Genomic DNA, 23,994 nt, shown 5'->3' with positions numbered 1-23,994 from the left:
GACAGGTTATGGATCAGATCTGATGTTTTCTCATAGATAAGCCCACATCCGGTGGGCTTACTGAGCATCAATTATTTTCAGCGGCAACCTTTTGCTTGATGCTTCCTTTAACGGGGCGCGCAAGAAATGTCCGGCAGACTTGAGCAAATGAAAAAGGTTCACTACTGTTCCAGGGCAGTAGTGAAACGAAACGCGCCATGGCGCAGTAGCCAAAGAGTACCTGAGCCCAGGTGCCGATTGCCGGGATCCAATATATCCAACTAAGCCCCTCAACTTGCGCCAACAGCAGAAGCGACAAATACCAAAATCTAACCTGTATCGGAAATGCGGTAACACTTCGTTTGTTAATGATAAAGTGGAGCAGATGAACAAGGGTAAGGCCGATAGCGAGCAGAAAACCTATGGGATCGGCGGCGACTCCATAGGTAAGCAGTGCAGCCGTTACCAGCCAGTATCTCCAACCGGTATCATTTAACTCAATCATGAACATCTGTCACTTCTCCCTTGTATTACCTGTTAAATCAGATTTTTCTTATGGAATTTAATGTTACATTAGTTTTATCTTTTGAATAGTGGGTTATGTCACTAAAATTAGAATCTTAGCAATGCAAAAGAGTGGGAGGGGTTGATAAAGGACACCATTAGGAACTTTTTTAGGATTAGAGCGTACAAGTCGTTAGTCCAATGCTAGTTTCATTTAAGCATTCGTTTGCATAAATATGCGCTCAGATGGCTATCTATTTGGAGTTGTTTCTTATTTTTTATTTATAAATCAACAGTAAGATGGTTAATCGCTATCCCTCCTAAACCCCATGGATTAAACATTTTTTATCTTGTGCTGAAAGAATGACTAGATTTAGCATAAATGTCTTTATGCTTCTTACAAGTGTTCCATTTTTTGAGTTAAGTCAACTTTAGTGAATCCACCTATTGATAATTCAAATGATAATTATTAACATTCGCATGTCAAAATGACAGCGTTGACATTTTTATTAACAAGGATTAACAAATGAGATCCCCACTTCTAAATACCCTTGGTCTGCCACTCTCGGTATTGGCCCTTTCTATTTCCCAGGCCATGGCACAAGCTCCAGTCGATACCGAAACAGATTCTGTAAAAATTGATGAAACTATCGTAGTTACCGCCACCCGTTATCTGCAAGATGTTGATAAGATCCCTGGCTCAATTACCGTGATCACCGAAGAGGAGATCAGCAAGCAGATCAGCATTAGTGATGATCTAACCTCTGTGTTGGCGAACATGGTTCCGGGTATGACACCAAGCCGTCAGAAATTGTCAAACCAGGGGGAAAACCTTCGCGGGCGCACCGCACTGATCCTGGTGGACGGTGTGCCACAGAACAACCCGCTACGTAACGGTAACCGTTACGGTTACCCACTGGACTCGTCTACGTTAGAGCGTGTAGAAGTCGTTAACGGTGCTAGCGCCGTGCACGGCATGGGCGCGACTGGCGGTATCATCAACTACATCACCATGTCAGCTAAGAAAGGTGATAATTGGAAACATACTGTAGGTACTCGTTTTAACGACAGCTTCGAGAGCGATTCAACCAGCAGCAAAGTTTGGTACAACTTGCGTCATTTCGATGAAGATTTTGACCTTGTGTTTGCTACCTCTTGGTATGATCAGGGGGTTTACTATGATGGCAATGGTAATCCTATTGGTATGAACCTTATCCAGGGGGAAACTCAGGACTCAACTGCAAATAACTTTTTCCTTAAGACAGGTGTTAACCACGGCGATCAACGCCTGGAGTTTTCTGCAAACCGTTATAAGCTGGAAGGGAATAACGACTATGTTGCGGTTAAGGGGGATTTTAAAAATGGCATAGTGACCAGCATCGAAAAAGGAACACCGGACGGCGAACCTATCACCAATGATGTTGAGTCTTATAACCTGACCTATAGCCACGATGATCTTGCTGGTGGCGGATTAACAGTGCAGTTTTTCCATCAGGATTTCGAAGCAGTTTATGGCAAAGCAACCTGGTATCCAACATCGACGGTGGCTAAAGATCAGGGGAGCATCATCTCTACTAAGAAAGGTATGAAGCTTGCTTATAGTCAGATTGACCTACTCGATCTGGATGATAGCTGGGTTGCCGGTATTGATATCCTGGATGACAGCACACAGCAGTATCTGCTTGAAACTGGCTTAGGTGTGACTCCTGAGATGTCGTACTTCGGTATCGCTCCGTTTGTACAGGGTGATATTTTGGTTACCGATGATCTGCGTTTGACTGGTGGTTTGCGCTATGAAAATACAGACGTCGAAGTTCAAGATCATCAAACACTCTATGGTTACGGTCTAAAGGATGAAAATGGCGTTGCCTATGGCGAAGTCGACGTTATCGGTGGTGAGCAATCCTTCTCGCAGCTGGTTTATAACCTTGGGGCAGTATACAGCCTGACTGAAGATATGAATATCTACGCAGGCTTTAACCAAGGCTTCGGTTTACCGGATATCGGGCGTGTGTTACGCGGAAACTGGGTTGGTAGTAAAGAGCAGCCAGTTGAAGGTGGGCCGGCAATCGATTTCATGTCGATGCCTGCAGTCGAGCCTGTTGTAACCGATAACTATGAGCTTGGTATCAACTATACCAACGAGCAGTGGCTGGTATCTGCTACCACTTACTACTCGTTAGCTGAAGATGGTGCCAACCTCTCATTAAATACCGGCGGTACCTATGATGTTGTCCGTCAACGCACTGAGATACGTGGTGCTGAATTCACAGCCAGTTACCAGCTGAATGACCAAATTCGCTTACAGGCGCTGTACTCTATGGTCGACGGTGAAGTTGATTCAGATGGTGACGGTAGCGTAGATAGCGACATGGATCTGAAGAATATATCTCCGGACAGATTGATGCTGGCTATGGATTATGATGTTACCGATGCGCTAAGTACCCGTATTCAATTCAACACCTTGATGGATGCCGATAACGAAGAGAAATCTCAGAGCTTCGAAGGCTATAGCCTGCTTGATGCCACTATGAGATATGATCTTGGTCAGTACGGCCGCCTGTCGCTGGCTATCGAAAACCTGACAGATGAATATTACGTTAACTACTTTAGCCAAATTCGTAATCACTCATCGTATTACTTTGCAGGCAAGGGGCGTAACTACTCTCTTGGTTATGAACTCAGCTTCTAACTCTTTGGTTTGATTTAGATAATAGCGTGTCACTTTTGGTGGCGCGCTTTTTTCGTATAGGTAGCAGAAATATGTATAGAAGTATGATGATGCTTGGCCTTTTGATGTTGAGCACTTGCCCAAGCAGCCTGACTGCGCAGTATCCACTAACGGTCACCGATGTTGCTGACTGCGAAGTCGTATTTCAGAAACAGTCATAAGTAACTGCTGTCTTTAGTTCTATTTTTGCAATCTAACAGTGACCTTAACTTCGGCGCATAAACAAAAAAGCCTGCACGAGGCAGACTTCTTCGTTTGAAACTATTGGCTCGTCTATTAGGCCCCTCCCTGGTTTGAACTGCAAGGATGGTGAACTTGAGTTGCACAACCTTATCGAAAATGACACTTCAAATATGGTGGAATGGCTGCTCCGTTAATGAGCCGATTAAAAAACTTAAGTTTATATAATATTTCACCTTACAGAACTGCCGCAGCATCCAGGAATAAAAGAACCACAGTCACGATAACTAATAGCAAAAACAGAGTGAGCGCGAATGACCAGCGCTGCAGAAAGTATTCACCGGCGTCGAACGCTCTTTGCCATATACGCTTTTGCCTGAGCCCATCCCGTCTGGCAAGCCATAGAGCGCGAAAATCAGGTAAAGTATCGATTCCTGCGCGTCGGCCCCAGTGAACGAAAGCTTCAAACCAGCTCTCCAGTAGCGTCCTATCCACCTTATTTGCCCCTGATATCTCGCCCTTAGCCATAGACCATTCGAAACTGACAATCATTATTGCCAACACCAACCCCATAGTGAAAACAAAGATAGGAGCCAGGTCTCCATACCCGCTCCATAGAGCAGGATCGCTCAAGCCAGCCCCTAAGCCCATAACAAAGCTTCCCGTCACTATGGTGGCAAAATAAGCAGGTTGCTGTCTACGTTGTGCCCGCTTAAAGCAAAAAAAGATGACATAAAGGATTGTGACCGCGCCAAGAAACAGGAGTGCCCCTCCCGGCATCGGCGCAGACACCTCACCAAGAGGCAGACAACGGAGTACACCAAGCAATCCAGTTGCGACGGGACCAACCCATAACATCAGTGCTGTAGCGGGGCGAGCAGTGGCATATGCCAATGGCAACCATATATGTAACGGCCATAAGCCCACCTTGAAGGCGAAACCAACAAGCACTATCGACAGGTAGAGATCTAAGGAGTTGGATAATGAAATTACCCGGGCCAAGGTTGCAAAACCCAGATCTTCAGAAATCGCTTCGGCCATCACCATAGCCTCAAAAAGGATAATATCCGCCAAGATCAGCAACACCAGGTAGATCCGTCCGGCGCGACGAATCGTCTCATCGGCATCGGCAAGCAACAAGCCAATACACGCATACCCCATCAGGGTAGAAAGCGCGAAGAAACTGACCATATCTGTTGCCAGAACTGCGCCCATCTGTCCCGTTAGAGATAACAGAAACAAGCTTGTCAGAGGGTGATGAACATTACGCCCGTTTGGCGGGAGCAAAAAAATGGCAATTACGCCCCACATCATCACTGATATCGCCAACCACCAGCGAGAGCCCGCATCGAGCCCCAGTCCTGTACCCAGCAGAAACCAAGGCAGTTCGATACAAAGATCCACAGGAATAAACACCAGGGCAATCGCTGGTAATAGGGCAATATGTACAGGCCAGGGCAGGCGACGATGCAATGGTGGAAATGCCAGTAACAGCGGCAATCCCAGCGCAGATACAAGCAGGAATCCACTCACTATGCCGTTCATTGCGCGAATCCTCTGTTCACAATTTGACTCGCCCACTCCAACAGGCTGAACGGCGCAGACGCCAATAACCCAAGTGCCAATGTCATCATAGCGGTTACCACTGTAGGAATCAGTAATGCCCAAGATGTCTCATTACGCCCGAAAGAGCGTTCGGCCGGCCAGCTATCGGGAGGCTTCTTAAACCAAGCGATATACAATATGGGCAGAAAGTAAGCGGCATTCAGTATACTGCTACCGGCCAGAATAAGTATCACCCAGTCTTGCTCGGCATCCAATGCACCTCGTGCTAGATACCACTTGCTGAAAAAACCTGCCAGTGGCGGCGCCCCTATCATACCAAAGGCACCAATCGTGAATGCAGCCATGGTCCACGGCATGCGCCAAGCTACTCCATTCATCTCACTGATCTTGTGAATTCCCAGTGTCTCTGCGAGGTTTCCTGCGCAAAAGAACAGGGTGATTTTCTGTACCCCCTGATGTACCAGATGGATCAGGCCACCAATAGTCGCGACGGGACCGGCAACCGCTATGCCTAACACTATGTATGACACCTGGCTGACCGTAGAGAATGCAAGTCGACGCTTCAGTTCATCTTGAAACAAGGCCCTCAGCGAACCGTAAATGATAGTAGCCGAAGCCAGTATCGCCAAAGGGAGTGTCAGCCCCAAATCAGTAGCAAACTCAATGCCATATACATCGTAAACAACCCGTACAATACCAAATGCCCCTGCCTTCACCACGGCTACGGCATGCAGCAGTGCACTCACTGGTGCCGGTGCCACCATGGCCAGAGGTAACCAGCCATGCAGGGGGAACAATGCCGCTTTTACACCCAGCCCGGCGATCAACAACGCGAAGATTAATATCAGTGTTGGGTGGAGAGAGGTATCAAGACCAGACAGGAATCCACGATCCGTAAACTCCAAGGTGCCAGCAAGAGTGTAGAGCCACACCGACGACAGCAACAGCAATGCACCACCGAAGATAGTGTAGATTAGATAAGTTCTACCAGCTTTTCGGGCCACCTCGGTTCCTCGATGTACTATTAACGGATAAGTACACAGGGTCAATAGCTCATAAAACACCAAAAAGGTCATCAGGTTGCCTGCTAGAGCAATACCGACAGTAGCAGTTACACACAGGCTGAAGAAGCCGAAAAAGCGACTTCGGTAAGGTGATTCCTCCAGATAACCAATGGCATAAACGGTAGTGACCAGCCACAATCCGGCGGAAAGCAGAACGAAAAGCATCGATAGTGGTCCGGCACGCAGTACCAAATCGAGTCCAGGCAGTAGCGCTAAACGTGACTCGTAATGGTGACCGTGTAACATCCCCCAAAACATGCCCCCAATCAGCACTATTTTCAGTATTGCACTGGCTAGGTTAAGCGATGTGCGAGCTACAACATGCTCCTCGGACAAAAAGAAGATCATCAGTCCCGGCAGGAGGGAGCTGCCGAGCACCATCAAGGGCAGAGCCGTATTCCAATTCATCAGCTACCTCCTCCGAAGGGAGAGCCAATCTCCATCATTGCCAACGGCCAAGAAGCGAACACGCCCAAAAAGATAACGACCAAAGCCAGTACCAGAGCGGTCCACTCCATTCTGGCCGGTACCTCCCGGGCCTCGTGTGTCGCCTCGGCTTGGGTAAACACATGACTAACGACCCTGAAAACATAAGCTGCGGCCAGTAACCCGCCGAGAAGGAGAATAGCTCCCCACCACCACTGCCCCGATTGTATTGATGCCTCCAGCAGTAACCACTTGGCGATGAACCCGCCACTAGGCGGTAGACCCATAATACTTATACCCGCTAAGGAAAATGCCGTTAAAGTCAGGGGCAGACGTTGTGTGATCGAAGAGAGATCCGCTATGCGATCATGTCCTCCGGCAGCTAATATATTGCCCGCCGCCATGAACATCGCCGCTTTGGCTACAGCATGAGACAACAACATATATAGCGCCCCCTTCCAGGCTATACTCATTCCCAACGGAAAAGCCAGAAACAGATAACCTAGCTGCGATACCGTCGAGTAGGCAACAAGCAATTTTAGCCGAGTCTGGCGCAGTGCCTGAATTCCGCCCCAAAGGACGGCCGCCGAGCCAAGCAATCCAAGTAACTGAGCGAATGAAATACCGACAATAGGAAAGATCTCCAGCCACATGCGCAGCAGAATATAAAAAGAAGCTTTGACCACCAATGCGGACAAGAGTGCGCTCACTGGCGCAGGAGCACTGGCATGAGCTGCCGGTAACCAGAAATGCATAGGGAAAAGCGCAGTCTTAAGAAGCAGGCCAGCACTTATCAATCCCACCGCCGCCCAGACTGCGGGCGACGGTTCAACTCGTTGCGCCAGAATTGCAATATCCAGACTGCCAAAGCTGTGATAAAGAAAGGCAACACCCAGCAGATAAAACAAAGAGCCCATCAGGTTGATCAGCAGATAACGCATGGCTGAGGTCAGGGCTTCCGAACCATCGGCCAATGCCACAAGGGCCACAGCCGTCAATCCCAGCAATTCCAGTGTGACATAGAGATTGAAAATATCTGAGGATAGGAATAGTGCATTCAGTGCTCCACACAGGAACAACCATAGCGGCCAAAAGTGATTCGCTTTATCGCGACGGAAATAACTGCTGGAATAGACGCTGATCCCCAATCCCACCAAGGCCGCCACAGCCACCATCACCAGACTTAGTCCATCGGCGTAAAGGTCGATACCTAAGGGGGCGCCCCAGCCACCAATGGCGTAACGCTGCGCCCCATCCTCTTCAAGTTGCCAACCTAGCCCCCACACACAAGAGATAACAGCCAGAGAAGTAAGCAGACCCAGTGATTTCGATATTGTCGGGAACAGGAAGCAAGCCATGCCACCCGTTAAAGGTAAGATGATCAGCACCACAATCCACGGGACTTCCCCCAATATTAACTCCATAGGCAGCAATTTCATCCGTTTGCAGTGATCAGTCCCGGCTCCTGTCGGGAAGTTCATTTTTTCCGGTTGCCCGGTTCAGCTTCAGCATCAAGATGAGTGCCAATGCTGTAGCAGACACCGAAACCACGATGCCGGTAATCACCATGGCATGCGGCACAGGGTCCGGTAAGATGCCCTCATTACGGGAAGATAGTGCCACCAGCACCAGAAATACTCCTGTACTCATCACATTGACAGCCAGTATCTTGCGCATCAAATGGGCGTGAACGATCAAGGCGTTCAAGCCCAGAACGAACAAGCCCACACCAAGGAGCGCATAGAGGTAAACATAGCTCATTTGTCCGCTTCCCCCGGTCGGCTACCCAGAAACATGGCCGCCAGCGTAGTACCTATGGACAGTGTAGCCGCCGCTTCGATTATCAATATCAGCTCACTGGCCACAGGAGGCGGATATTGTAAGAATTCACCTTCTATCAGAAGTAAACCCGTACCGGCCATGACAAACATGCCCAGACCCAGAACGATAAGAATTCTCAATGGTAGTCCGGAGCATTTGTTGCCGATACGCCATCCGCAAAGCAGCAGTAATACACCCGCAGCCCCCAGCAGTGCTCCGGCTTGAAAGGCTCCCCCCGGCGCATCGGCGCCCACCCACAACAAATACCCGGCCACGATAATCAGCACGGGAACCAGCTGACGTGACATTATGTCCAGAACCAGTCCCGGGCTAGATTCGTGATAATCAGGCATGCCGCCGAGTGACCACACGCCAAGCAGAGCGACCAGCAATACTCCCATCTCCAACAAAGTATCGTAGCCGCGGAAGTTGAGCAGTACAGCAGTCACCGGATTAGACACCCCCCCTAGTTCCATGTTGTCGACCAGCATTTTGGGCAGACCTTCCACTGGTTCAGGAATAGACAATACGGCATAACCGAGGCCCACAAAGAGCATCAGCAACAATGGCAACAACCAACGATTCCTGTCCATATCATCTCTCCTGGTTCTCGCTGAGGACTGCGCTTATTGATAACTATTAATTCGAGCTCATTAAGGCAAGTAACATCTTTTGGCTTGCCTTTATTTTGGTAGCTCGTTTGAATCATGATGCATGTGTGACTTAATTTCCTCGCCGTCAGATACACTGGTACTGTTATCCTTGAGTCGTGCAAACGCAGCGAGTAAGAGGGCACCGGTCAGGCCTGCACCAATAGCCGCCTCAGCCAGAGCGATATCCGGTGCATTGAGCCGCACCCAAGCTAATGCCATCAGCAGCCCAAAGCTGATAAATAGCACTATCGCCTTGAAAATATCCGGGCTTGCGAGTGCCAGCCAGGCCAGGCTGAACAAGCTCACTCCCAAAAGGCCATCTAACGCCCAGTTAAGTATGGTCAACGCTTCCACGGCTTGATACCTCGCAGCAAAGCACGTCTTGCAATTAAATGAGAAATGCTGGCGCTGGCGAGCATCACCAAGACCCAAATCATCAGCAACTTGCCAACGGTAAACCAGCTTTGAACCTGAACTGCCAGCCCGGCGATCACCAGCCCCAAGCCCACGTTATCGCCTTTAGTCAGGGCATGCAGGCGAGTGTAAACGTCAGGAAATCGTAATAGCCCCACGGTACCAGCCAGGAAGAATACGCCCCCGGCGATTAGCAGGGCAGAGGAGATGAAATCAATTGGTGTCATGCTTTTTCTCCCTAACCCGCCAGGCGCGTCGGATAAAAGCTACCGCAGTTACCGCCGCAAGCAAGGCGAATACCAGTGCTACATCGCGTAGGGCCGGTTTGTCCATCGCCTGTGCCAGCAATAACATTGCAGCCACTGATGTGGTGCCGAATAGCTGTGCCGTTAACATGCGATCCGCGGCGGTGGGACCGCGCAACACCCGCCACATTCCGACAATGAGGTTCAGCAAGAGGAACAAAGCCAGTGTGAGGTATAGGGTTTGCATACGGATTTAATCGTCCAATATAACCGGCGTCTTAAAGCCAGGTGGTTTAATCGCGAGTACGGAACAATCGAGCTGATTCAGGATTGATTCCGCGGTATTGCCCATGATAAAACCAGATACACCTGTACGGGCTACCGTTCCCATGACAACAAGATCCGCGTCGATATGCCTGGCCAGCGCCGGTATCTCTTTGCGAGCCGCACCCTTTATCAGATGTGTTTGGGGTTTAAGGTAGTGCAAAGTATCCTTCCCCAGATTGGCGCTCACCTCGCACATCAGATCATCCAGATTAGCCTCATGTTGTCGCCTGACTTGCTCGACACAGGCGTTGACTTCTCTTTCCGACGCACTCATGAATGCCCCATGACGCATGGAACCCTCTCCTAACACATTCCATGCATGCACTATATGCAACTCGGCAGCCTCTGCCAGAGCCTGAGAACTGGCCATTTCGAGTACCTGACGGTTAAGTGCATGTCGTGACTCCACCTCTTGTTGTAGATGGGTGTCATCGACATCGACTGCGGCCAGAATGACCCGGTGGGTCTTTGGTGCCTGCGATTTGATTAACCAAACCGGACATGGGCATTTGCGCAAGAGATGCATATCGTCACTGCCAAATAACCTTTCTATCCAATCCTGATATTCGGGTACCTTGACCACCAAGTCGCGGCCGTTACGCAGAACCTCATGTATGACCTCCAGGAAAGGGGTGCCAACCAACACCTTAGTTTCGATCTTAATCCGCTTAGTGAACGGCTCGACGAATGCCTCCAATCGTTGTTTGTGTATGCTAACCATTGCGGCCTGTAAATTGGCCAAGCCAGAGCCACCATCAGACATCCCAATACCGACAGTGACGTATGGCGCTACGTCAACCACAGTTAAACAGGCCTGATTATTCTCGGCCAGAGTGACGGCACGTTCCAGCGCTGGTTCGCAAACTTTCACTGGTTCCAATACACAAAGTATGTCTTTAAATCTCTTCATTGCATTCATCTCCTTTAGCATCCTGCAGGGATGTGTTAAACATTTTGGCAATAATTTGTTCTAACCTTATGAGTTCCGATAACACATTTTTTCGTGTATCGAGCACATGAACTTTCAGACGGTTAGCTCCCAACTCGACACTTAATGTACCAGGCAGCAGGCTGACCGTATTAACCATGAATACCCGAGACATTCCCGGCGGAAGGCGCAAGGGGAACTCAACCAGACCCGGGGCTATGGGCATTTTGGGGTGAAATGCGCGCCACGCTACATCGGCGCCGCCTCGCAGCGAGTGCCAAATAAAAAATGGCACGAAGCGAACAGAGCCAACTACCGAACAGGAAAAAGGAGGCACCAGTACCATACTTATCAACGTAGCAACGAGCACTACTGGTGCACCAACCAGCCATGAGTTTACAGACCCCGCAGTGAGCATCCACCACATAAAGGTAAAAGCAACCGCGCGAAACCATACACTCCGGAAATGAATATTCATCAAATCATTAAACCAGCCTTTACCTGATAGTCGACTCATCCTGCAGCCCAAAGAACCACTGCGTCGTCTCACGGGGTACATCCACATATGGCGTCAATATCATGGGTACCCCCGCTTTATCTTAACCAGTGACATCACCCGAGCCATTAGCCGTCAACTCACTAAATACGCATTGAAAACTGCCATTTATTAGTCTTGCCACTCTCATTCGGTGGCGCGACTACTTAACGGTCTCAACTAAAGTGTAGATGATGATTCCGCCGTCTGGATGGTTACAGTTATACTCCACCTGCAATGAAAGTAGCTGACACTATTTGCAAGGTTAAATTCTGGGAAACGTTTAAAGTTGAGGAAGGCTTTTTCAATCTAGTTATTGATATAAGCAATCTCTGCCTACACTTAATTAGCGCTATCTGGCACGGTCTTGTACAGTCCGGAAAATGTCTGCTCAGCTATGTCACTCAGCTATGTCACTCAGCTATGTCACTCAGCTATGTCACTAAGCTCTTTGTGTGCCATTTTTACTTGCACCAAAGGCAAGCCACTGGTGATAGTAGTCACCTAAGTACATTCATAGAGGCACTGAAAGCCAGGCTAACGAGAGGGTATGATTTTCGTCATATTGGATATACTCGATGTAGGGCGAAATTCAGTTCTCAGGCACAGCATTATCATCTGGCACTGATGTTGGAAGGCATGGCTGGTATACCTACCAGGTACAAAGCTTTTAGTCCTAGCCGCTTTAAATCTCGCTCCCAAAAGAAAGGCTGTGCATAACAGTAGCTGAGACTAGGGACAAAGTTTACCTGTGGCTTTTGTCTTCGAAGCTATGGGGATGACTTGTGCGTACCGGTTCCGGTTATATGGCGGTGGGGGAGTATAGCTCGAGTGGTATCGATGAAAGTTAACTTTTAGAAGGTTCCCGGCTTTGTAGACGGCATAGGGTTCACTCATGGTTGGTCCCAATATCCTAAGTGTTGGAAGTTACAGAAATACTATGACTAATTATTATCCAGATTTAGGAAGATGCCATATTTGATACTGGTTGGCCGTTATAAAGCTTAGCTATCAGGAGATTGGTACTGTGAGTTAGTGAATGATGTAGCAGTTTTGACACAGGCGACCTTAGTTAACTACAGTAATTCTTTCTGATGAGGTGGGAGAGTATTTATTACTGTGCGGCGATAAGTCAATTTCAGACACAAAAAAGCCCATTGAAACAATGGGCTTTTTCGTTTGAAACTACTGGCTTGTTTAATAGCCCCCTCCCAGACTCGAACCGTAAGGGCGGGAATATGCTGAGATGAAGTTGTCACCATTGAATTTCAGACACAAAAAAGCCTGCGCGAGGCAGGCTTTTTCGTTTGAAACTATGGTGGCCCCTCCCAGACTCGAACTGGGGACCTGACGATTATGAGTCATGATAAATAATGTCTGGTTAAATTTTATTTCGTCTCGTTAAGCCCCTTATCATACTGACTTTATATGTGTTTGCCTAATCCATTAGGTTTTTCTTATCTTGATTTGTCCCATTGAGTTGTACTATAACTGCAGTAATAACTGCAGTAATTACTATGCTAACTGCAGTAATAACTACGCTGTTGGGGACTGTCATGAAATTTACCGCAAGTTTTGTTCAGGGGCTCAAAGCCAAAGCTAAACCTTACGAGGTTTTTGATGATTCCGGTGAGCGGGGAACAGGGCGCTTGGGTGTCAGGGTCAATGTCAGCGGCATGAAGACATTTATCTTCCGTTATTTTCGTGGCAAAGAACGGGTCTACCTGCAGATCGGAATCCTGAGCAATACATTGGGGTTGTCGGAGGCAAGAGAGCAGGCTCGTCAATTTGGTGCGCAATTAAAAAAGGATATCGATCCCAAGCAACATCTCGAAAAATTACAGCGCTTGGCAGCGGAACAGGAGGCTGAAGCACTTAGGGTGCAGCAGGAAGCGGCGAGACAGGGCTCAATACGCCAGTTGTTTCATGCCTACACGGCGCAGATGAAGAAGGATGGTAAGCGAACTTATGAGGCCACTCTCAAGTCACTAGAGAAGGAGGTCTACCCCTTTATTCCCGAGGACACCAAGGCCAAGGAGGTGACAGTAGAGCAGATCATTAATGTACTGGCTAGCATCATTGAGCGTGGTGCAGAGACACAGAGCAACCGTGTACGCTCTTATCTGATGGCCGCATTCAACTATGGGATGAAACATGATCATGACCCTGCCCATAGGGCTGTCAATGTACAGTATGGCTTGAAGTTCAACCCTGTGACTCCGGTGCCTAAGCAGCGCTCCGCCGAGCGAGTAGGAGAGAACTGGCTTACCCTCAGTGAAGTACGCCTGTTGCTACAAACCTTCGCCGATACCAACGGCGTAGGGTTTGATTTAGCCCGTCTCCTTGAACTGTGTTTTTATTCTGGTGGCCAGCGCCCCTATGAGCTGGCGGCAAGTAAGTGGTCGGCAGTGAACTGGGAGTCGGCAACGCTGGAGATAATCCCCGCTGTAAGTAAGAACAAACGTCACCATATTATCCCTTTAAATGATAAAGCATTGGCCACGCTCAGAGCCATGCATGAAGTCGCTGAAGGTAGCGAATATATATTTCCACATCGCTTGGACCCACAACGTCATATACGTCTTGATAGCTTCAGCCAATGTATCAATCGCTTTGTTACAAAGAGTGGTTTTCGCCACTTTGTACCGCGCGATATCCGTCGTACCTGCAAGACGCTTATGGGGGAGATGGGAATAAGTAAACACCTGCGAGACCGGATCCATAACCATGCTCTGCAAGATGTTTCCAGTAAGCATTACGACCGCTATGAATACCTTGAAGAGAAACGTGTTTCCCTTAATAACTGGGTGGCATGGCTTGAAGACAAACAAGAATCAAATGTGAGGTCATTCCGTGTCAGTTGAGTTATCTATCAAAGTACCTTTAAGTGAGAAGGAAATCGCTGGAGGCGCAAAAGGTCTAGGCTTGTTGCAAATGCCGTTCAAATACCTGCAGACGCCTGGTGAAATAGCACAGCACCTGTTGGAGCAGGTAAAGCCGTTTGCAAAATATGCATTGGGGATGAGGCAAAAGAAGTGTCGTACCTGTATAGCCGAAATTAGACATTGGCGAAGCAAGCGTACAGCAGCTCTGGCAGAGTTTGCCGAGCAAGGCTTGTCGAGTGAGACCAGTATTGTGGATTACTATGCTGAGCAAGAAGCGTATTGGATACAGGAATTAGTAACTAGCAAGTTTACAGGGTTATTGGATATTCGCAATTTAAGGCGTCAATGCCGTGAGTTGCTGCTGGCCGAGGCGAGTGACACCTCGGTAAGCCCGGATGTTTATTTTAATCTGGGCGCGCTATGCGAACGGCTAAATAGCACCCGCTACATTGATTTTTACAGCTGGCAGAAGGAGCGTACTCAACGGGTCGCTAGCGCAGGCAAGATAGCTCAGGGAGGCTGGCATGAGGAATTGGGCCTGCGCGCCTATTTTGATTTCTGGATCCACGGTCAACATCTGAGCTGGAGGGAGGCTCTGGAAAAATACTCTGATATCATTCCGCCAATTAAGATAACGGCCAACAATCAAGGCCGAACCCTCACCAAGGCGTTGCTGAAGCAACGTAAGTTTTATCGCCAGTACGATGCCAGAGTGTCTGATTGAACTAGCATCGGGAAAGTAACTTGTTTACACGCCTTGATAGTCAGTAAAGATGACTGCAACCTTGTGGTCATCTATCAAGTGAGCCTAGTTGGCTAAATTACTGCGTGAGCTCCACCAGCAAGAAGTGATGCGATTAGATTTTAACACCCGAGAAGAGTTCGGCTGGGGATATCCATTGTCTTGGTTAAAAGCCCTCTTGATTGGATATTGAAACGATTAATTGCAATGCTATCCCAGATGCCTCAAATGTCTAAGATATCCCAGGTATCCCAGATACCTCAATTATTTCAGGCATCCCAGGTATCCCAGATACTTCAAATGTTTCAGGCATCCAAGAGATCTCAGGTATCCCGGATGCCTCAGTTCTGTTTGCTGGTGGCTCTTCGTCTGGATGATAGAACTTCCACCAGCAAGGATTATATCGAATTTAATTCTCGTGTCTGACGTGACGTTAACTTGATTGATATGGGCTTTCAGTTGGGAGGGCGTAATCAGTTCCAGCATATGGCTCTTGCTTGGTATCGTAAGCTACACATTGATACAGGCATGCATATTTACTATACAGATCAAACTATCGGCATATCAGTGGTTTATTCATCGTCATTCGTACTGTGTTTTAGGCTAACTTATGGCAAACTCTACATCTGGTATTGTCTGTTATCATCCTAGAGGGACCTGGATTAGTTATGAGCATCAATAAAGCAAAGCTAACTGAAACGGATATCATCACTAAGTTCATAATGCCGGCCATTACCGATGCGGGTTGGGATGATATGACGCAAATTCGCCAAGAGGTGAAACTGCGTGATGGTAAGGTTATTGTGCGTGGTCAATTGGGTGTGCGTAAAACCGTAAAGTCTGCCGATATTGTGCTCTACCACAAACCTAGCATGCCACTTGCTGTTATTGAGGCTAAAGCCAATAAGCACGAGGTAGGCAAAGGGATGCAACAAGGGCTAGATTATGCCCGTTTGCTCGAAGTGCCCTTTATCTTTGCGTCTAACGGCGATGGTTTTATCTTTCATGACAAAACCAAGCTAGGCACGAGCGAAGAGCACCTACTTGAGTCGGAGATAAGCCTGGAAGACTTTCCAAGCCCACAAGTCCTGTGGGATCGATATTGTACTTGGAAGGGCTATACCTCGGTTCAACTGCCCATTATCAACCAAGAATACTATGACGATGGTAGCGGTAAGCACCCTCGTTATTATCAACTGCAAGCCATCAACAAAACCGTAGAGGCTATATCGTCGGGTAAAGACCGTGTGCTACTGGTGATGGCTACGGGTACGGGTAAAACCTATACCGCTTTTCAAATCATCTATCGTTTATGGAAGGCTCGTGCAAAGAAGCGCATTTTGTTCCTAGCCGACCGCAATATCTTGGTCGATCAAACCCGCATCAACGATTTCCAGCCCTTCGGGCCATCGATGACCAAGATCACCGGTAGAACCGTTGATCCTGCTTATGAAATACACCTGGCACTCTATCAAGCACTAACAGGCCCAGAAGAGAGCCAAAAAGCCTATAAACAGGTAGACCCAGATTTCTTTGATTTAATCATCATCGACGAGTGCCACCGAGGCAGCGCCGCAGATGACAGTGCATGGCGTGAAATTCTAGAGTACTTCTCTAGTGCTGCTCAAGTAGGGTTAACGGCAACCCCTAAAGAAACAGATGAAGTATCAAACTCAGACTACTTTGGTGATCCGGCTTATACCTACTCACTAAAAGAGGGGATTGAAGATGGCTTCTTAGCACCTTACAAAGTCGTTAGAGTCGATATCGATGTCGATCTTCAAGGTTGGCGACCAACCAAAGGTCAAATTGATAATAATGGCGAAGTGATCGAAGACCGAATCTATAACCAAAAAGATTTCGATCGCACCATGGTGATTGATGAGCGTACACAGCTGGTGGCCGAGACCATCACTAACTACCTAAAACGTACCGACCCGATGGCGAAAACTATCGTGTTCTGTAATGATATAGACCACGCCGAACGAATGCGCCGAGCCATTGCAAACCTCAATCCAAAGCAGATGGCTAAGAACGACAAGTTCGTCATGAAGATCACCGGAGATGACGAGCTTGGAAAAGCCCAGCTTGATAACTTTATCAACCCCAAGAAAGCCTACCCCGTTATTGCCACCACATCAGAGTTAATGACCACAGGTGTCGATGCCAAAACCTGTAAGCTGGTGGTGCTCGATCAAAACATTCAATCAATGACCAAGTTCAAACAGATCATTGGCCGTGGCACTCGTATCGATGACAGATATGGCAAGCTGTGGTTTACCATTCTCGACTTCAAAAAAGCCACTGAACTGTTTGCAGATGAACGTTTCGATGGCACACCAGAAAAGGTCATGATAGTTACCCCTACGGATATCGAAGATGATGATACAGACATCGATGGTATTGATGCCAGCGGTGAAGAGAATGAAGTCGATGACCAAGATAACCCGCTTCATGATGACTTCTCTGGAACCGAGCAAGGTGAGGGTGAGCAAGACGGTAGTAACAGTGGCAACCAGGGCGCAGATGGCGAGTGGAAAGACGATGAGACCCGTAAAGTAAATAAGTACCGCGTATCGGGTGTCAGCGTCAGTAAGGTCGCAGAGCGCGTGCAGTATTACGACAGCGACGGCAAGTTAGTCACCGAATCCTTTAAAGACTACACCCGTAAAACCATGGCTAAGCAGTTCAGTTCACTCGATGAGTTCGTAAAGCGTTGGAATGAATCTGACCGTAAACAAGCGGTGATAGATGAGCTCGCAAACGAAGGCATAATTTGGCAAGCCCTAGAGGATGAAGTCGGCAAAGAGATGGACCCCTTCGACATGATCTGCCATGTGGTATATGACCAACCACCGCTCACCCGTAAGGAACGCGCAAACAGCGTTAAGAAGCGTAATTACTTCACCAAGTATTCAGATACCGCCCAAACGGTACTAGAGAATCTATTGCTTAAATACGCCGACATGGGAGTGCAAGAGATCGAATCCATGCAAGTGCTCAAAGTGCAGCCATTTAACGAGATTGGTAGCCTAAGCGAAATCGTTAAAAAAGGCTTTGGCGGTAAAAAAGAGTACGAGCAAGCGATTAGCGAGTTGGAAGCTGAGATCTACCAGTTCCACCAGCAGTCGGCTTAATAGAAGTAACAAAGGGGGGGTAGCTTCCCCTTTGCTTATACAATTAGTTATCGAATTAGTTATCGATTTAGTTGCTATGTTAGCAGTTAAATTAGCTTGTCCAGTTCACCTGAAAGCTCTGTAAGACTCATCGTAATATCATCATTTAAGCAGCTATGATTAACAAATTGGCTGCGGACTTTATCAAGATTTAGCGCCTGATAACTAGGCTGCTCTGCCAATATATCGAGGTATGAATCTAACACTTCCTCTTTGGTTGTTTTCCGCTGTAACTGCTTCTTAATATTCTCAGCAAGCTTTTGCTCCGCCTCTTTGTCATCGTCATCATAAAGCGCCTCATAAACCAATCCTGCAAACTTGTTAATACTCAGGTTTAGCTTTTGCAGTAACTCTTTTATTTGTTTCTGTTTTACTTCTGTCCCCATGGGTCCCCGACCTCTATGTCATTCTGTGCCTGTCTTAGCGAAGACACTAATTAATCTAACCAGTAAAAAAGGAATTGAATATGACTAAAAGTAAAACCCCAATGACACCTGAAGCCGCTGCTCGAATTCAATCAGGTACAGCCAAGCAAAATGGCGGCAAGGTAGACAAAGGCAGTTTTGGTGCTCGCGCACAACGTGCGGCTGAAATCAACAAAAAATCAGGCAAATAAGGAGGCTACCTTGAGCAAATCAACACCAAAATCAAGCCCGAAAACACCGGCAGCACCTCGTCCAGGTAACAATCCCAACTACCCAAGCACGACGGGTAAACCGTCTGGCAAGGGGCGAGGAAACGTTCCAAAGGGTAAATAAAGCCATACAAGGTTAAACTCGGCGAAAGCGGCCCCCTCAAGGTGGCCGCTTTTTTATCTATAAATTATCTACAACTCTTAGCATACTGACGAAAAATAGGCACAAACCCTTTCGCATCGTCTTTATAATCAGAGTAGGGGTAATCTTCTTGAGCCCCTTCCAGCGCACACAGGCAAACATCACGCTTACTAAGGTAACGGCTTTGAGAAATAGAATTGCTACTGCCATTGATACAGCTATCGAGCAGAGCGTATTCCACCGCGATAGGATAACGATCGCCGTAGCCTTTTATTTCGTCATTAAGGGTATGAAACCCCACATAAGTTAAAAGGGCGAGCGCTGTTCCTGTTATGATTTTTCGTTTAGAAAACTCATAACCCTTGTAGTCTTTCTCACATTTTTTACAGCGTATGTTTTCAGCGTATTCGATTTCATTATCTTCGCTGCAATGGGGGCATTCAACAATCATGGGTCACCACTAACTTTCATCCTTGCTAATTAGTTGTTTTGCTGGCTATTTAATCACAAACAGATATTAAAAGCATTGCATTTATACAACCCGAAAACCTAACAATACCGCCATAATAGCTCCCTAGCAGTATTACCGGTTAACTGAAAACTTTCCGCTTTACATATCTAACGTATGTCATTACAAGCAAAGCGAAAACTCCACCAGCTAGATCAGCAAAATAATCATAACTAACTCACTGATTACCAGCACAGGTATTGCTATACTCCCCAGCATTATATTTAGCAATTAAAGTAGCTTTGTTATGTCTATCAGTTCAGCGATTAAATCCATTCAAGATATTATGCGTAAAGATGCCGGAGTCGATGGTGACGCCCAGCGCCTTGGCCAGATGTCTTGGTTACTCTTCCTTAAAGTATTCGATGCCCAAGAGGAAGAGTTAGAGCTTGAACTAGACGACTACCGTGAACCAATCCCTGAAACGTTCCTATGGCGCAATTGGGCTGCTGACAATCAAGGCATCACTGGTGAAGAGTTACTGGACTTTGTTAACGACGAGCTATTTCCACAGCTTAAAAACCTAACTGCGCCGATAGATAAAAACTCGCGCGGTTATGTAGTCAAAGAAGCATTCTCAGATGCCTTTAACTACATGAAAAACGGCACCCTACTACGCCAAGTGATCAACAAGCTCAATGAAATCGACTTTACCGACTCAAAAGAGCGTCACTTGTTTGGTGACCTGTACGAGCAGATCTTAAAAGACTTACAAAGCGCAGGTAATGCGGGCGAGTTCTATACCCCACGCGCTATCACTAAGTTCATTGTCGCGGTAACAGACCCTAAGCTTGGCGAATCTATTATGGACCCAGCTTGCGGTACCGGCGGCTTCTTAGCCTGTGCCTTTGACCACGTTAAAACTAACTATGTTAAGTCAGGCGAAGACCACAAGACGCTGCAACAACAAATCTTTGGTGTTGAGAAAAAGCAGCTACCGCACCTACTGTGTACTACCAACATGATGCTGCACGGCATTGAGGTGCCAGTACAGATTAAGCACGGCAACACCCTTAATAAGCCATTATCAAGCTGGGATGAGCAAGTTGACGTCATCATCACTAACCCACCATTTGGCGGCACCGAAGAAGACGGTATTGAAAAGAATTTCCCAAGCGAAATGCAAACCCGTGAAACTGCTGATCTCTTCCTGCAGTTAATTATCGAGGTACTAGCAACGAAAGGGCGTGCAGCGGTAGTGCTGCCTGATGGCACTCTATTTGGTGAAGGTGTTAAAACCAAAATCAAAAAGCTGCTGACTGAAGAATGTAATCTGCACACTATCGTACGTTTACCTAACGGTGTATTTAACCCATACACGGGCATTAAAACTAACATCCTATTCTTCACCAAAGGTCAGCCAACTAAAGATGTTTGGTTCTATGAGCACCCATATCCTGCAGGGGTAAAGAACTATAACAAAACCAAGCCAATGAAGTTTGAAGAGTTTGCAACTGAACTTAGCTGGTGGGGTAGCGAAGCCGACGGTTTTGCATCACGAGTTGAAAACGAGCAAGCATGGAAAGTGTCTATCGATGACATCATCGCTCGCAACTACAACCTAGATATTAAAAACCCCCATGTAGGCGAGGTCATCAGCCATGACCCACAAGAGTTATTACAAGATTACACCAAGCAGCAAGCGGATATTCAAGCTTTACGCGATCAGCTTAAAGGCATTCTTTCTGCAGCCCTTTCTCCTAAAGATTCTGCGGGAGAAGCTAAATAATGGCTGAGCATGATGTAAAAGTTGCGGCTAAGAAAAGCTCAGAGCAATTAATCACTGAAAATCTGGATATTTGGACCAGCGCCATCGAGCAAAAGTCAGCGTCAGGCCGTGGTTCATCGAAGAAATTTTCACTGCATGGCATCAAAAAGTTGCGTGAGCTGATTTTAGAACTCGCCGTGCGCGGTAAGTTAGTCCCGCAAGATGAGAAAGATGAGCCAGCATCAGTCTTGCTAGAGCGCATTGCTGCTGAAAAAGCACAATTGGTGAAAGACAAGAAGATTAAAAAGCCTAAAGCTTTGCCTGAAATTAGCGAGGATGAAAAACCGTTTGAGCTACCCAAAGGATGGGAGTGGGGTCGAGTAAACGAACTATCTAAGCAAGTCACTGACGGTGTCCATCACACCCCTAAATACATTGAAAGTGGAGTCCCTTTTATATCAGTCAAAGATATAGATGGAAAAACAGTTTCTTTTGCTGATTGTAAATACATTTCACAAGAGCAACATGAAGAGATTAACCAACGTTGTAATCCTGAACTTGGCGACATTTTGCTTTGCCGTATTGGCACATTAGGTAGAGCAACAATTGTTGATACTTCCGAGCCTTTTAGCCTTTTCGTAAGCGTTGGTTTATTAAAATTCTTCAACGAATCATTATTACCCGAGTATCTACACAGGGTATTTCATAGCCCATTATTACTAAGGCAATATGATGAAATTAAAGCTGGAGGAAGCCATACTAATAAACTAAACCTTGGAGATATTCCGAGGTTATGGATACCTGTAGCTCCTCTCGAAGAACAGCACCGCATCGCCGCGAAAGTCGATGAGCTGATGAGCCTATGTGATGCCCTAGAAGCTCAAACTGAAGCTAGCTTAATTGCACACCAAACCTTAGTTGAAACCTTGCTAGGGGCGTTACTGCTTCCTTCTGCTGATGCTAACAGCCCTGAGCAGGTAGAAAGCCCTGAGCGGCACTTTATAGAGAGCTGGCAATGTGTTGCCGAGTACTTCGATACGCTATTCACCACCAGCGCCAGCATCGACACACTAAAACAAACCATCCTACAACTCGCCGTCATGGGCAAGCTGGTGGAGCAAAACTCTAATGATGAACCTGCCGCTAAGCTACTAGAGCGTATCACTGCAGAAAAAGAACAGCTGATTAAAGATAAGAAAATCAAAAAGCAGAAACCACTGCCCACCATCACTGATGAAGAAAAGCCGTTTGAACTGCCGCAAGGTTGGGAGTGGGTTAGGTTCGGGAGTATTGCTATAACGCGGCTTGGTAAGATGCTCGATAAAGCCAAAAACTCAGGTAAACCACTGCCATATTTAAGAAATACAAATGTTCAATGGCACAAGTTTGTTCTCGATGATGTCAAATTAATGAAATTTGAAGATTCTGAGTTGGAAGAGTTTCGTGTTCAAGTCGGGGATTTATTAATCTGTGAGGGTGGTGAGCCTGGACGATGTGCGATTTGGTCAAATCCAGACATGGAAGTTTATTTTCAGAAGGCTATACATAGAGCTAGGCCATTAGGCGGTGTAATGAGTAATTATCTGCAACTTTGTTTAACCGTAGATGCTGGTATTGGAGTATTAGATGAGTACTTTACAGGTGCAACCATAAAGCATTTCGTTGGTGCGAAGTTAAATAGCTATATTCATTCACTTCCTCCACTCGAAGAACAAAACCGCATCGTTGCTAAAGCCGATGAGCTGATGGCATTATGCGACCAACTCAAAGCCCGTTTAAGTGATGCCCAAACCACCCAGCTCCACCTCACCGACGCCATCGTCGAACAGGCGGTGTAATTATGCCCTACCAGAGACCATGGAAGAGTTATCAAGAGTTATTGGATTTAGTTAAGTCGCGCAATATGCTGGTGACAGATGAGCCAGCAGCATTGAGCTACCTTGAGCGTATAGGTTATTACCGACTCAGTGCCTATTGGTATCCCTTTCGGGAATTTAAGCTAGAGATAGTTGAAGGCAAAGGGATGGTTGGTGTTAAACAAGATACTTTTGTTGAGAACACTAGCTTTGTCGATGCAGCGCAACTCTATGTGTTTGATAAGCAACTTAGGCTATTAGCACAAGATGCTTTAGAGCGTATAGAAGTTGCAATTAGAGTCGATATCGCGCACTTATTGGGAGAGCGGGACACCTTTGCGCATCATGATATTCAAAATTTCCATACTAAGTTTGCAGGACGTGTTAATCGTCATACGAACCAAAGTGCATTCGTTGATTGGCAGGACAAATATGCGGGATTGATTCATCGCTCAAAAGAAGATTTTGTTAAGCATTACCGTATAACTCACGGCAATGAACTACCAATATGGGTTGCCACAGAGGTGTGGGATTTCGGGGCTTTATCTCAGCTTTTTTCAATGATGAAAGTGCCAGATCAGCAGAAGATCGCCACTAAGTATGGTGTAAATGATTTTAAGATTTTTTCTAGTTGGCTACGTTCGCTAAATTACTTGCGTAACTTAGTCGCTCACCATAGCCGTTTATGGAATCGAAATGTAATCGACCAACCTAAGTTACCCAAATTAGGTGAAATCGATTGGTGTGATGGCTTTATTGGCAAGGCTGACTTGATTGCAAAACCGTTCCTTTTATTCGCAATTCTTCGTCATATTATGAAAATTGTTTGCCCAAATACTGAGTGGCATGTGCGTTTACAAACACATCTGAATGCGTTTCCTGAGGTTAACTCAAACCGTAAAGTCAGCGCACAAGATCTTGGTTTATCTGAAGATTGGGAAAGCTGGTGGGAGTAGTTTGGCAAATTTCA

The 23,994-nt window shown here is 46.9% G+C and carries 22 protein-coding genes; 9 read left to right on the top strand and 13 right to left on the bottom strand.

The window, feature by feature from the left end; all coding sequences use genetic code 11:
- Window positions 1–67: 67 nt before the first annotated feature.
- Window positions 68–490, bottom strand: coding sequence for a hypothetical protein (locus tag EKG39_RS03705; protein ID WP_126504312.1), 423 nt, complete (start codon window positions 488–490; stop codon window positions 68–70).
- 519 nt (window positions 491–1,009) lie between these two features.
- Between EKG39_RS03705 and EKG39_RS03700 the strand changes: the two genes are divergently transcribed.
- Window positions 1,010–3,175, top strand: a complete 2,166-nt coding sequence (locus EKG39_RS03700; protein ID WP_126504310.1) for a TonB-dependent receptor — start codon at window positions 1,010–1,012, stop codon at window positions 3,173–3,175.
- A gap of 71 nt (window positions 3,176–3,246) precedes the next feature.
- Entirely contained in the window at window positions 3,247–3,375 is a 129-nt protein-coding gene (locus tag EKG39_RS23730) for a hypothetical protein (RefSeq protein ID WP_281276224.1), read from the top strand.
- Between the two features lie 256 nt (window positions 3,376–3,631).
- Here the strand turns inward: EKG39_RS23730 and EKG39_RS03695 are convergent, their stop codons facing one another.
- From EKG39_RS03695 to EKG39_RS03650, 10 genes are all read right to left on the bottom strand, one after another.
- Window positions 3,632–4,939, bottom strand: coding sequence for a proton-conducting transporter transmembrane domain-containing protein (locus EKG39_RS03695; RefSeq protein ID WP_126504309.1), 1,308 nt, complete (start codon window positions 4,937–4,939; stop codon window positions 3,632–3,634).
- A complete protein-coding gene (locus EKG39_RS03690; RefSeq protein WP_126504308.1) occupies window positions 4,936–6,432 on the bottom strand; it encodes a proton-conducting transporter transmembrane domain-containing protein in 1,497 nt (498 codons plus the stop codon). Before EKG39_RS03690 ends, EKG39_RS03695 begins: the two co-directional genes overlap by 4 nt.
- Window positions 6,432–7,862 carry a complex I subunit 5 family protein gene (locus EKG39_RS03685; RefSeq protein WP_246028399.1) on the bottom strand — a complete coding sequence of 477 codons (1,431 nt, stop codon included), beginning with the start codon at window positions 7,860–7,862 and terminating at the stop codon, window positions 6,432–6,434. Before EKG39_RS03685 ends, EKG39_RS03690 begins: the two co-directional genes overlap by 1 nt.
- Before the next feature lie 40 nt (window positions 7,863–7,902).
- Window positions 7,903–8,211, bottom strand: a complete 309-nt coding sequence (locus EKG39_RS03680) for an NADH-quinone oxidoreductase subunit K (protein ID WP_126504307.1) — start codon at window positions 8,209–8,211, stop codon at window positions 7,903–7,905.
- The gene (mbhE, locus tag EKG39_RS03675) at window positions 8,208–8,864 is read right to left on the bottom strand and encodes a hydrogen gas-evolving membrane-bound hydrogenase subunit E (RefSeq protein WP_126504306.1); all 657 of its coding nucleotides are present in this window, start codon (window positions 8,862–8,864) and stop codon (window positions 8,208–8,210) included. Before mbhE ends, EKG39_RS03680 begins: the two co-directional genes overlap by 4 nt.
- 90 nt (window positions 8,865–8,954) lie before the next feature.
- Complete coding sequence (locus EKG39_RS03670; RefSeq protein ID WP_185817511.1) at window positions 8,955–9,278, bottom strand: Na(+)/H(+) antiporter subunit B; 324 nt, start codon at window positions 9,276–9,278, stop codon at window positions 8,955–8,957.
- Entirely contained in the window at window positions 9,266–9,565 is a 300-nt protein-coding gene (gene mnhG, locus EKG39_RS03665) for a monovalent cation/H(+) antiporter subunit G (RefSeq protein WP_126504305.1), read from the bottom strand. The genes EKG39_RS03670 and mnhG overlap by 13 nt, the downstream gene beginning before the upstream one ends.
- Window positions 9,552–9,830, bottom strand: a complete 279-nt coding sequence (locus EKG39_RS03660) for an MrpF/PhaF family protein (protein WP_126504303.1) — start codon at window positions 9,828–9,830, stop codon at window positions 9,552–9,554. The genes mnhG and EKG39_RS03660 overlap by 14 nt, the downstream gene beginning before the upstream one ends.
- 6 nt (window positions 9,831–9,836) lie before the next feature.
- On the bottom strand, window positions 9,837–10,820 hold the full coding sequence (locus tag EKG39_RS03655) for a universal stress protein (RefSeq protein WP_126504301.1): 984 nt from the start codon (window positions 10,818–10,820) through the stop codon (window positions 9,837–9,839).
- Window positions 10,807–11,355: a Na+/H+ antiporter subunit E gene (locus EKG39_RS03650; RefSeq protein WP_126504299.1), complete on the bottom strand. Its 549-nt coding sequence runs from the start codon at window positions 11,353–11,355 to the stop codon at window positions 10,807–10,809. Before EKG39_RS03650 ends, EKG39_RS03655 begins: the two co-directional genes overlap by 14 nt.
- 1,574 nt (window positions 11,356–12,929) lie before the next feature.
- Here EKG39_RS03650 and EKG39_RS03645 point away from each other — a divergent pair.
- From EKG39_RS03645 to hsdR, 3 genes are all read left to right on the top strand, one after another.
- The gene (locus tag EKG39_RS03645; RefSeq protein WP_126504297.1) at window positions 12,930–14,237 is read left to right on the top strand and encodes a tyrosine-type recombinase/integrase; all 1,308 of its coding nucleotides are present in this window, start codon (window positions 12,930–12,932) and stop codon (window positions 14,235–14,237) included.
- Window positions 14,227–14,982: a hypothetical protein gene (locus tag EKG39_RS03640; protein WP_126504296.1), complete on the top strand. Its 756-nt coding sequence runs from the start codon at window positions 14,227–14,229 to the stop codon at window positions 14,980–14,982. Before EKG39_RS03645 ends, EKG39_RS03640 begins: the two co-directional genes overlap by 11 nt.
- A 686-nt stretch (window positions 14,983–15,668) precedes the next feature.
- Window positions 15,669–18,137, top strand: a complete 2,469-nt coding sequence (gene hsdR, locus EKG39_RS03630) for an EcoAI/FtnUII family type I restriction enzme subunit R (RefSeq protein ID WP_126504292.1) — start codon at window positions 15,669–15,671, stop codon at window positions 18,135–18,137.
- Window positions 18,138–18,223: 86 nt separating this feature from the next.
- Here the strand turns inward: hsdR and EKG39_RS03625 are convergent, their stop codons facing one another.
- Window positions 18,224–18,562, bottom strand: coding sequence for an elongation factor Ts (locus tag EKG39_RS03625; protein WP_126504290.1), 339 nt, complete (start codon window positions 18,560–18,562; stop codon window positions 18,224–18,226).
- 80 nt (window positions 18,563–18,642) lie between these two features.
- Here EKG39_RS03625 and EKG39_RS03620 point away from each other — a divergent pair, with 80 nt between their 5' ends.
- A complete protein-coding gene (locus tag EKG39_RS03620) occupies window positions 18,643–18,792 on the top strand; it encodes a hypothetical protein (protein WP_126504288.1) in 150 nt (49 codons plus the stop codon).
- Window positions 18,793–18,998: 206 nt separating this feature from the next.
- On the opposite strand, the gene EKG39_RS03615 is transcribed toward EKG39_RS03620, so the two are convergent.
- Window positions 18,999–19,403 carry a hypothetical protein gene (locus EKG39_RS03615; RefSeq protein WP_126504286.1) on the bottom strand — a complete coding sequence of 135 codons (405 nt, stop codon included), beginning with the start codon at window positions 19,401–19,403 and terminating at the stop codon, window positions 18,999–19,001.
- A gap of 304 nt (window positions 19,404–19,707) precedes the next feature.
- On the opposite strand from EKG39_RS03615, the gene EKG39_RS03610 reads away from it, so the two are divergent.
- Genes EKG39_RS03610 through EKG39_RS03600 form a run of 3 tightly spaced genes read left to right on the top strand, consistent with a single transcriptional unit; the run spans window position 19,708 to window position 23,980 of the window.
- Window positions 19,708–21,189 (top strand): N-6 DNA methylase, encoded by a 1,482-nt coding sequence (locus tag EKG39_RS03610; protein ID WP_126504284.1) that lies wholly within the window; start codon window positions 19,708–19,710, stop codon window positions 21,187–21,189.
- Window positions 21,189–23,006: a restriction endonuclease subunit S gene (locus tag EKG39_RS03605; protein ID WP_126504282.1), complete on the top strand. Its 1,818-nt coding sequence runs from the start codon at window positions 21,189–21,191 to the stop codon at window positions 23,004–23,006. The genes EKG39_RS03610 and EKG39_RS03605 overlap by 1 nt, the downstream gene beginning before the upstream one ends.
- Before the next feature lie 2 nt (window positions 23,007–23,008).
- Window positions 23,009–23,980 carry an Abi family protein gene (locus tag EKG39_RS03600; RefSeq protein WP_126504280.1) on the top strand — a complete coding sequence of 324 codons (972 nt, stop codon included), beginning with the start codon at window positions 23,009–23,011 and terminating at the stop codon, window positions 23,978–23,980.
- Window positions 23,981–23,994 lie beyond the last annotated feature (14 nt).

The organism is Shewanella atlantica (assembly GCF_003966265.1).
In the GTDB taxonomy this organism is placed as follows: domain Bacteria; phylum Pseudomonadota; class Gammaproteobacteria; order Enterobacterales; family Shewanellaceae; genus Shewanella; species Shewanella atlantica.
This window is presented reverse-complemented; position numbering and strand designations above follow the sequence as displayed.

Coding starts and splice junctions, on each gene's coding strand:
- EKG39_RS03705 (WP_126504312.1), bottom strand. CDS start 490: ATGTTCATGATTGAGTTAAATGATACCGGTTGGAGATACTGGCTGGTA.
- mnhG (WP_126504305.1), bottom strand. CDS start 9,565: ATGACACCAATTGATTTCATCTCCTCTGCCCTGCTAATCGCCGGGGGC.
- EKG39_RS03620 (WP_126504288.1), top strand. CDS start 18,643: ATGACTAAAAGTAAAACCCCAATGACACCTGAAGCCGCTGCTCGAATT.
- EKG39_RS03660 (WP_126504303.1), bottom strand. CDS start 9,830: ATGCAAACCCTATACCTCACACTGGCTTTGTTCCTCTTGCTGAACCTC.
- EKG39_RS03680 (WP_126504307.1), bottom strand. CDS start 8,211: ATGAGCTATGTTTACCTCTATGCGCTCCTTGGTGTGGGCTTGTTCGTT.
- EKG39_RS03700 (WP_126504310.1), top strand. CDS start 1,010: ATGAGATCCCCACTTCTAAATACCCTTGGTCTGCCACTCTCGGTATTG.
- hsdR (WP_126504292.1), top strand. CDS start 15,669: ATGAGCATCAATAAAGCAAAGCTAACTGAAACGGATATCATCACTAAG.
- mbhE (WP_126504306.1), bottom strand. CDS start 8,864: ATGGACAGGAATCGTTGGTTGTTGCCATTGTTGCTGATGCTCTTTGTG.
- EKG39_RS03605 (WP_126504282.1), top strand. CDS start 21,189: ATGGCTGAGCATGATGTAAAAGTTGCGGCTAAGAAAAGCTCAGAGCAA.
- EKG39_RS03615 (WP_126504286.1), bottom strand. CDS start 19,403: ATGATTGTTGAATGCCCCCATTGCAGCGAAGATAATGAAATCGAATAC.
- EKG39_RS23730 (WP_281276224.1), top strand. CDS start 3,247: ATGTATAGAAGTATGATGATGCTTGGCCTTTTGATGTTGAGCACTTGC.
- EKG39_RS03600 (WP_126504280.1), top strand. CDS start 23,009: ATGCCCTACCAGAGACCATGGAAGAGTTATCAAGAGTTATTGGATTTA.
- EKG39_RS03645 (WP_126504297.1), top strand. CDS start 12,930: ATGAAATTTACCGCAAGTTTTGTTCAGGGGCTCAAAGCCAAAGCTAAA.
- EKG39_RS03625 (WP_126504290.1), bottom strand. CDS start 18,562: ATGGGGACAGAAGTAAAACAGAAACAAATAAAAGAGTTACTGCAAAAG.
- EKG39_RS03655 (WP_126504301.1), bottom strand. CDS start 10,820: ATGAAGAGATTTAAAGACATACTTTGTGTATTGGAACCAGTGAAAGTT.
- EKG39_RS03650 (WP_126504299.1), bottom strand. CDS start 11,355: ATGAGTCGACTATCAGGTAAAGGCTGGTTTAATGATTTGATGAATATT.
- EKG39_RS03690 (WP_126504308.1), bottom strand. CDS start 6,432: ATGAATTGGAATACGGCTCTGCCCTTGATGGTGCTCGGCAGCTCCCTC.
- EKG39_RS03695 (WP_126504309.1), bottom strand. CDS start 4,939: ATGAACGGCATAGTGAGTGGATTCCTGCTTGTATCTGCGCTGGGATTG.
- EKG39_RS03610 (WP_126504284.1), top strand. CDS start 19,708: ATGTCTATCAGTTCAGCGATTAAATCCATTCAAGATATTATGCGTAAA.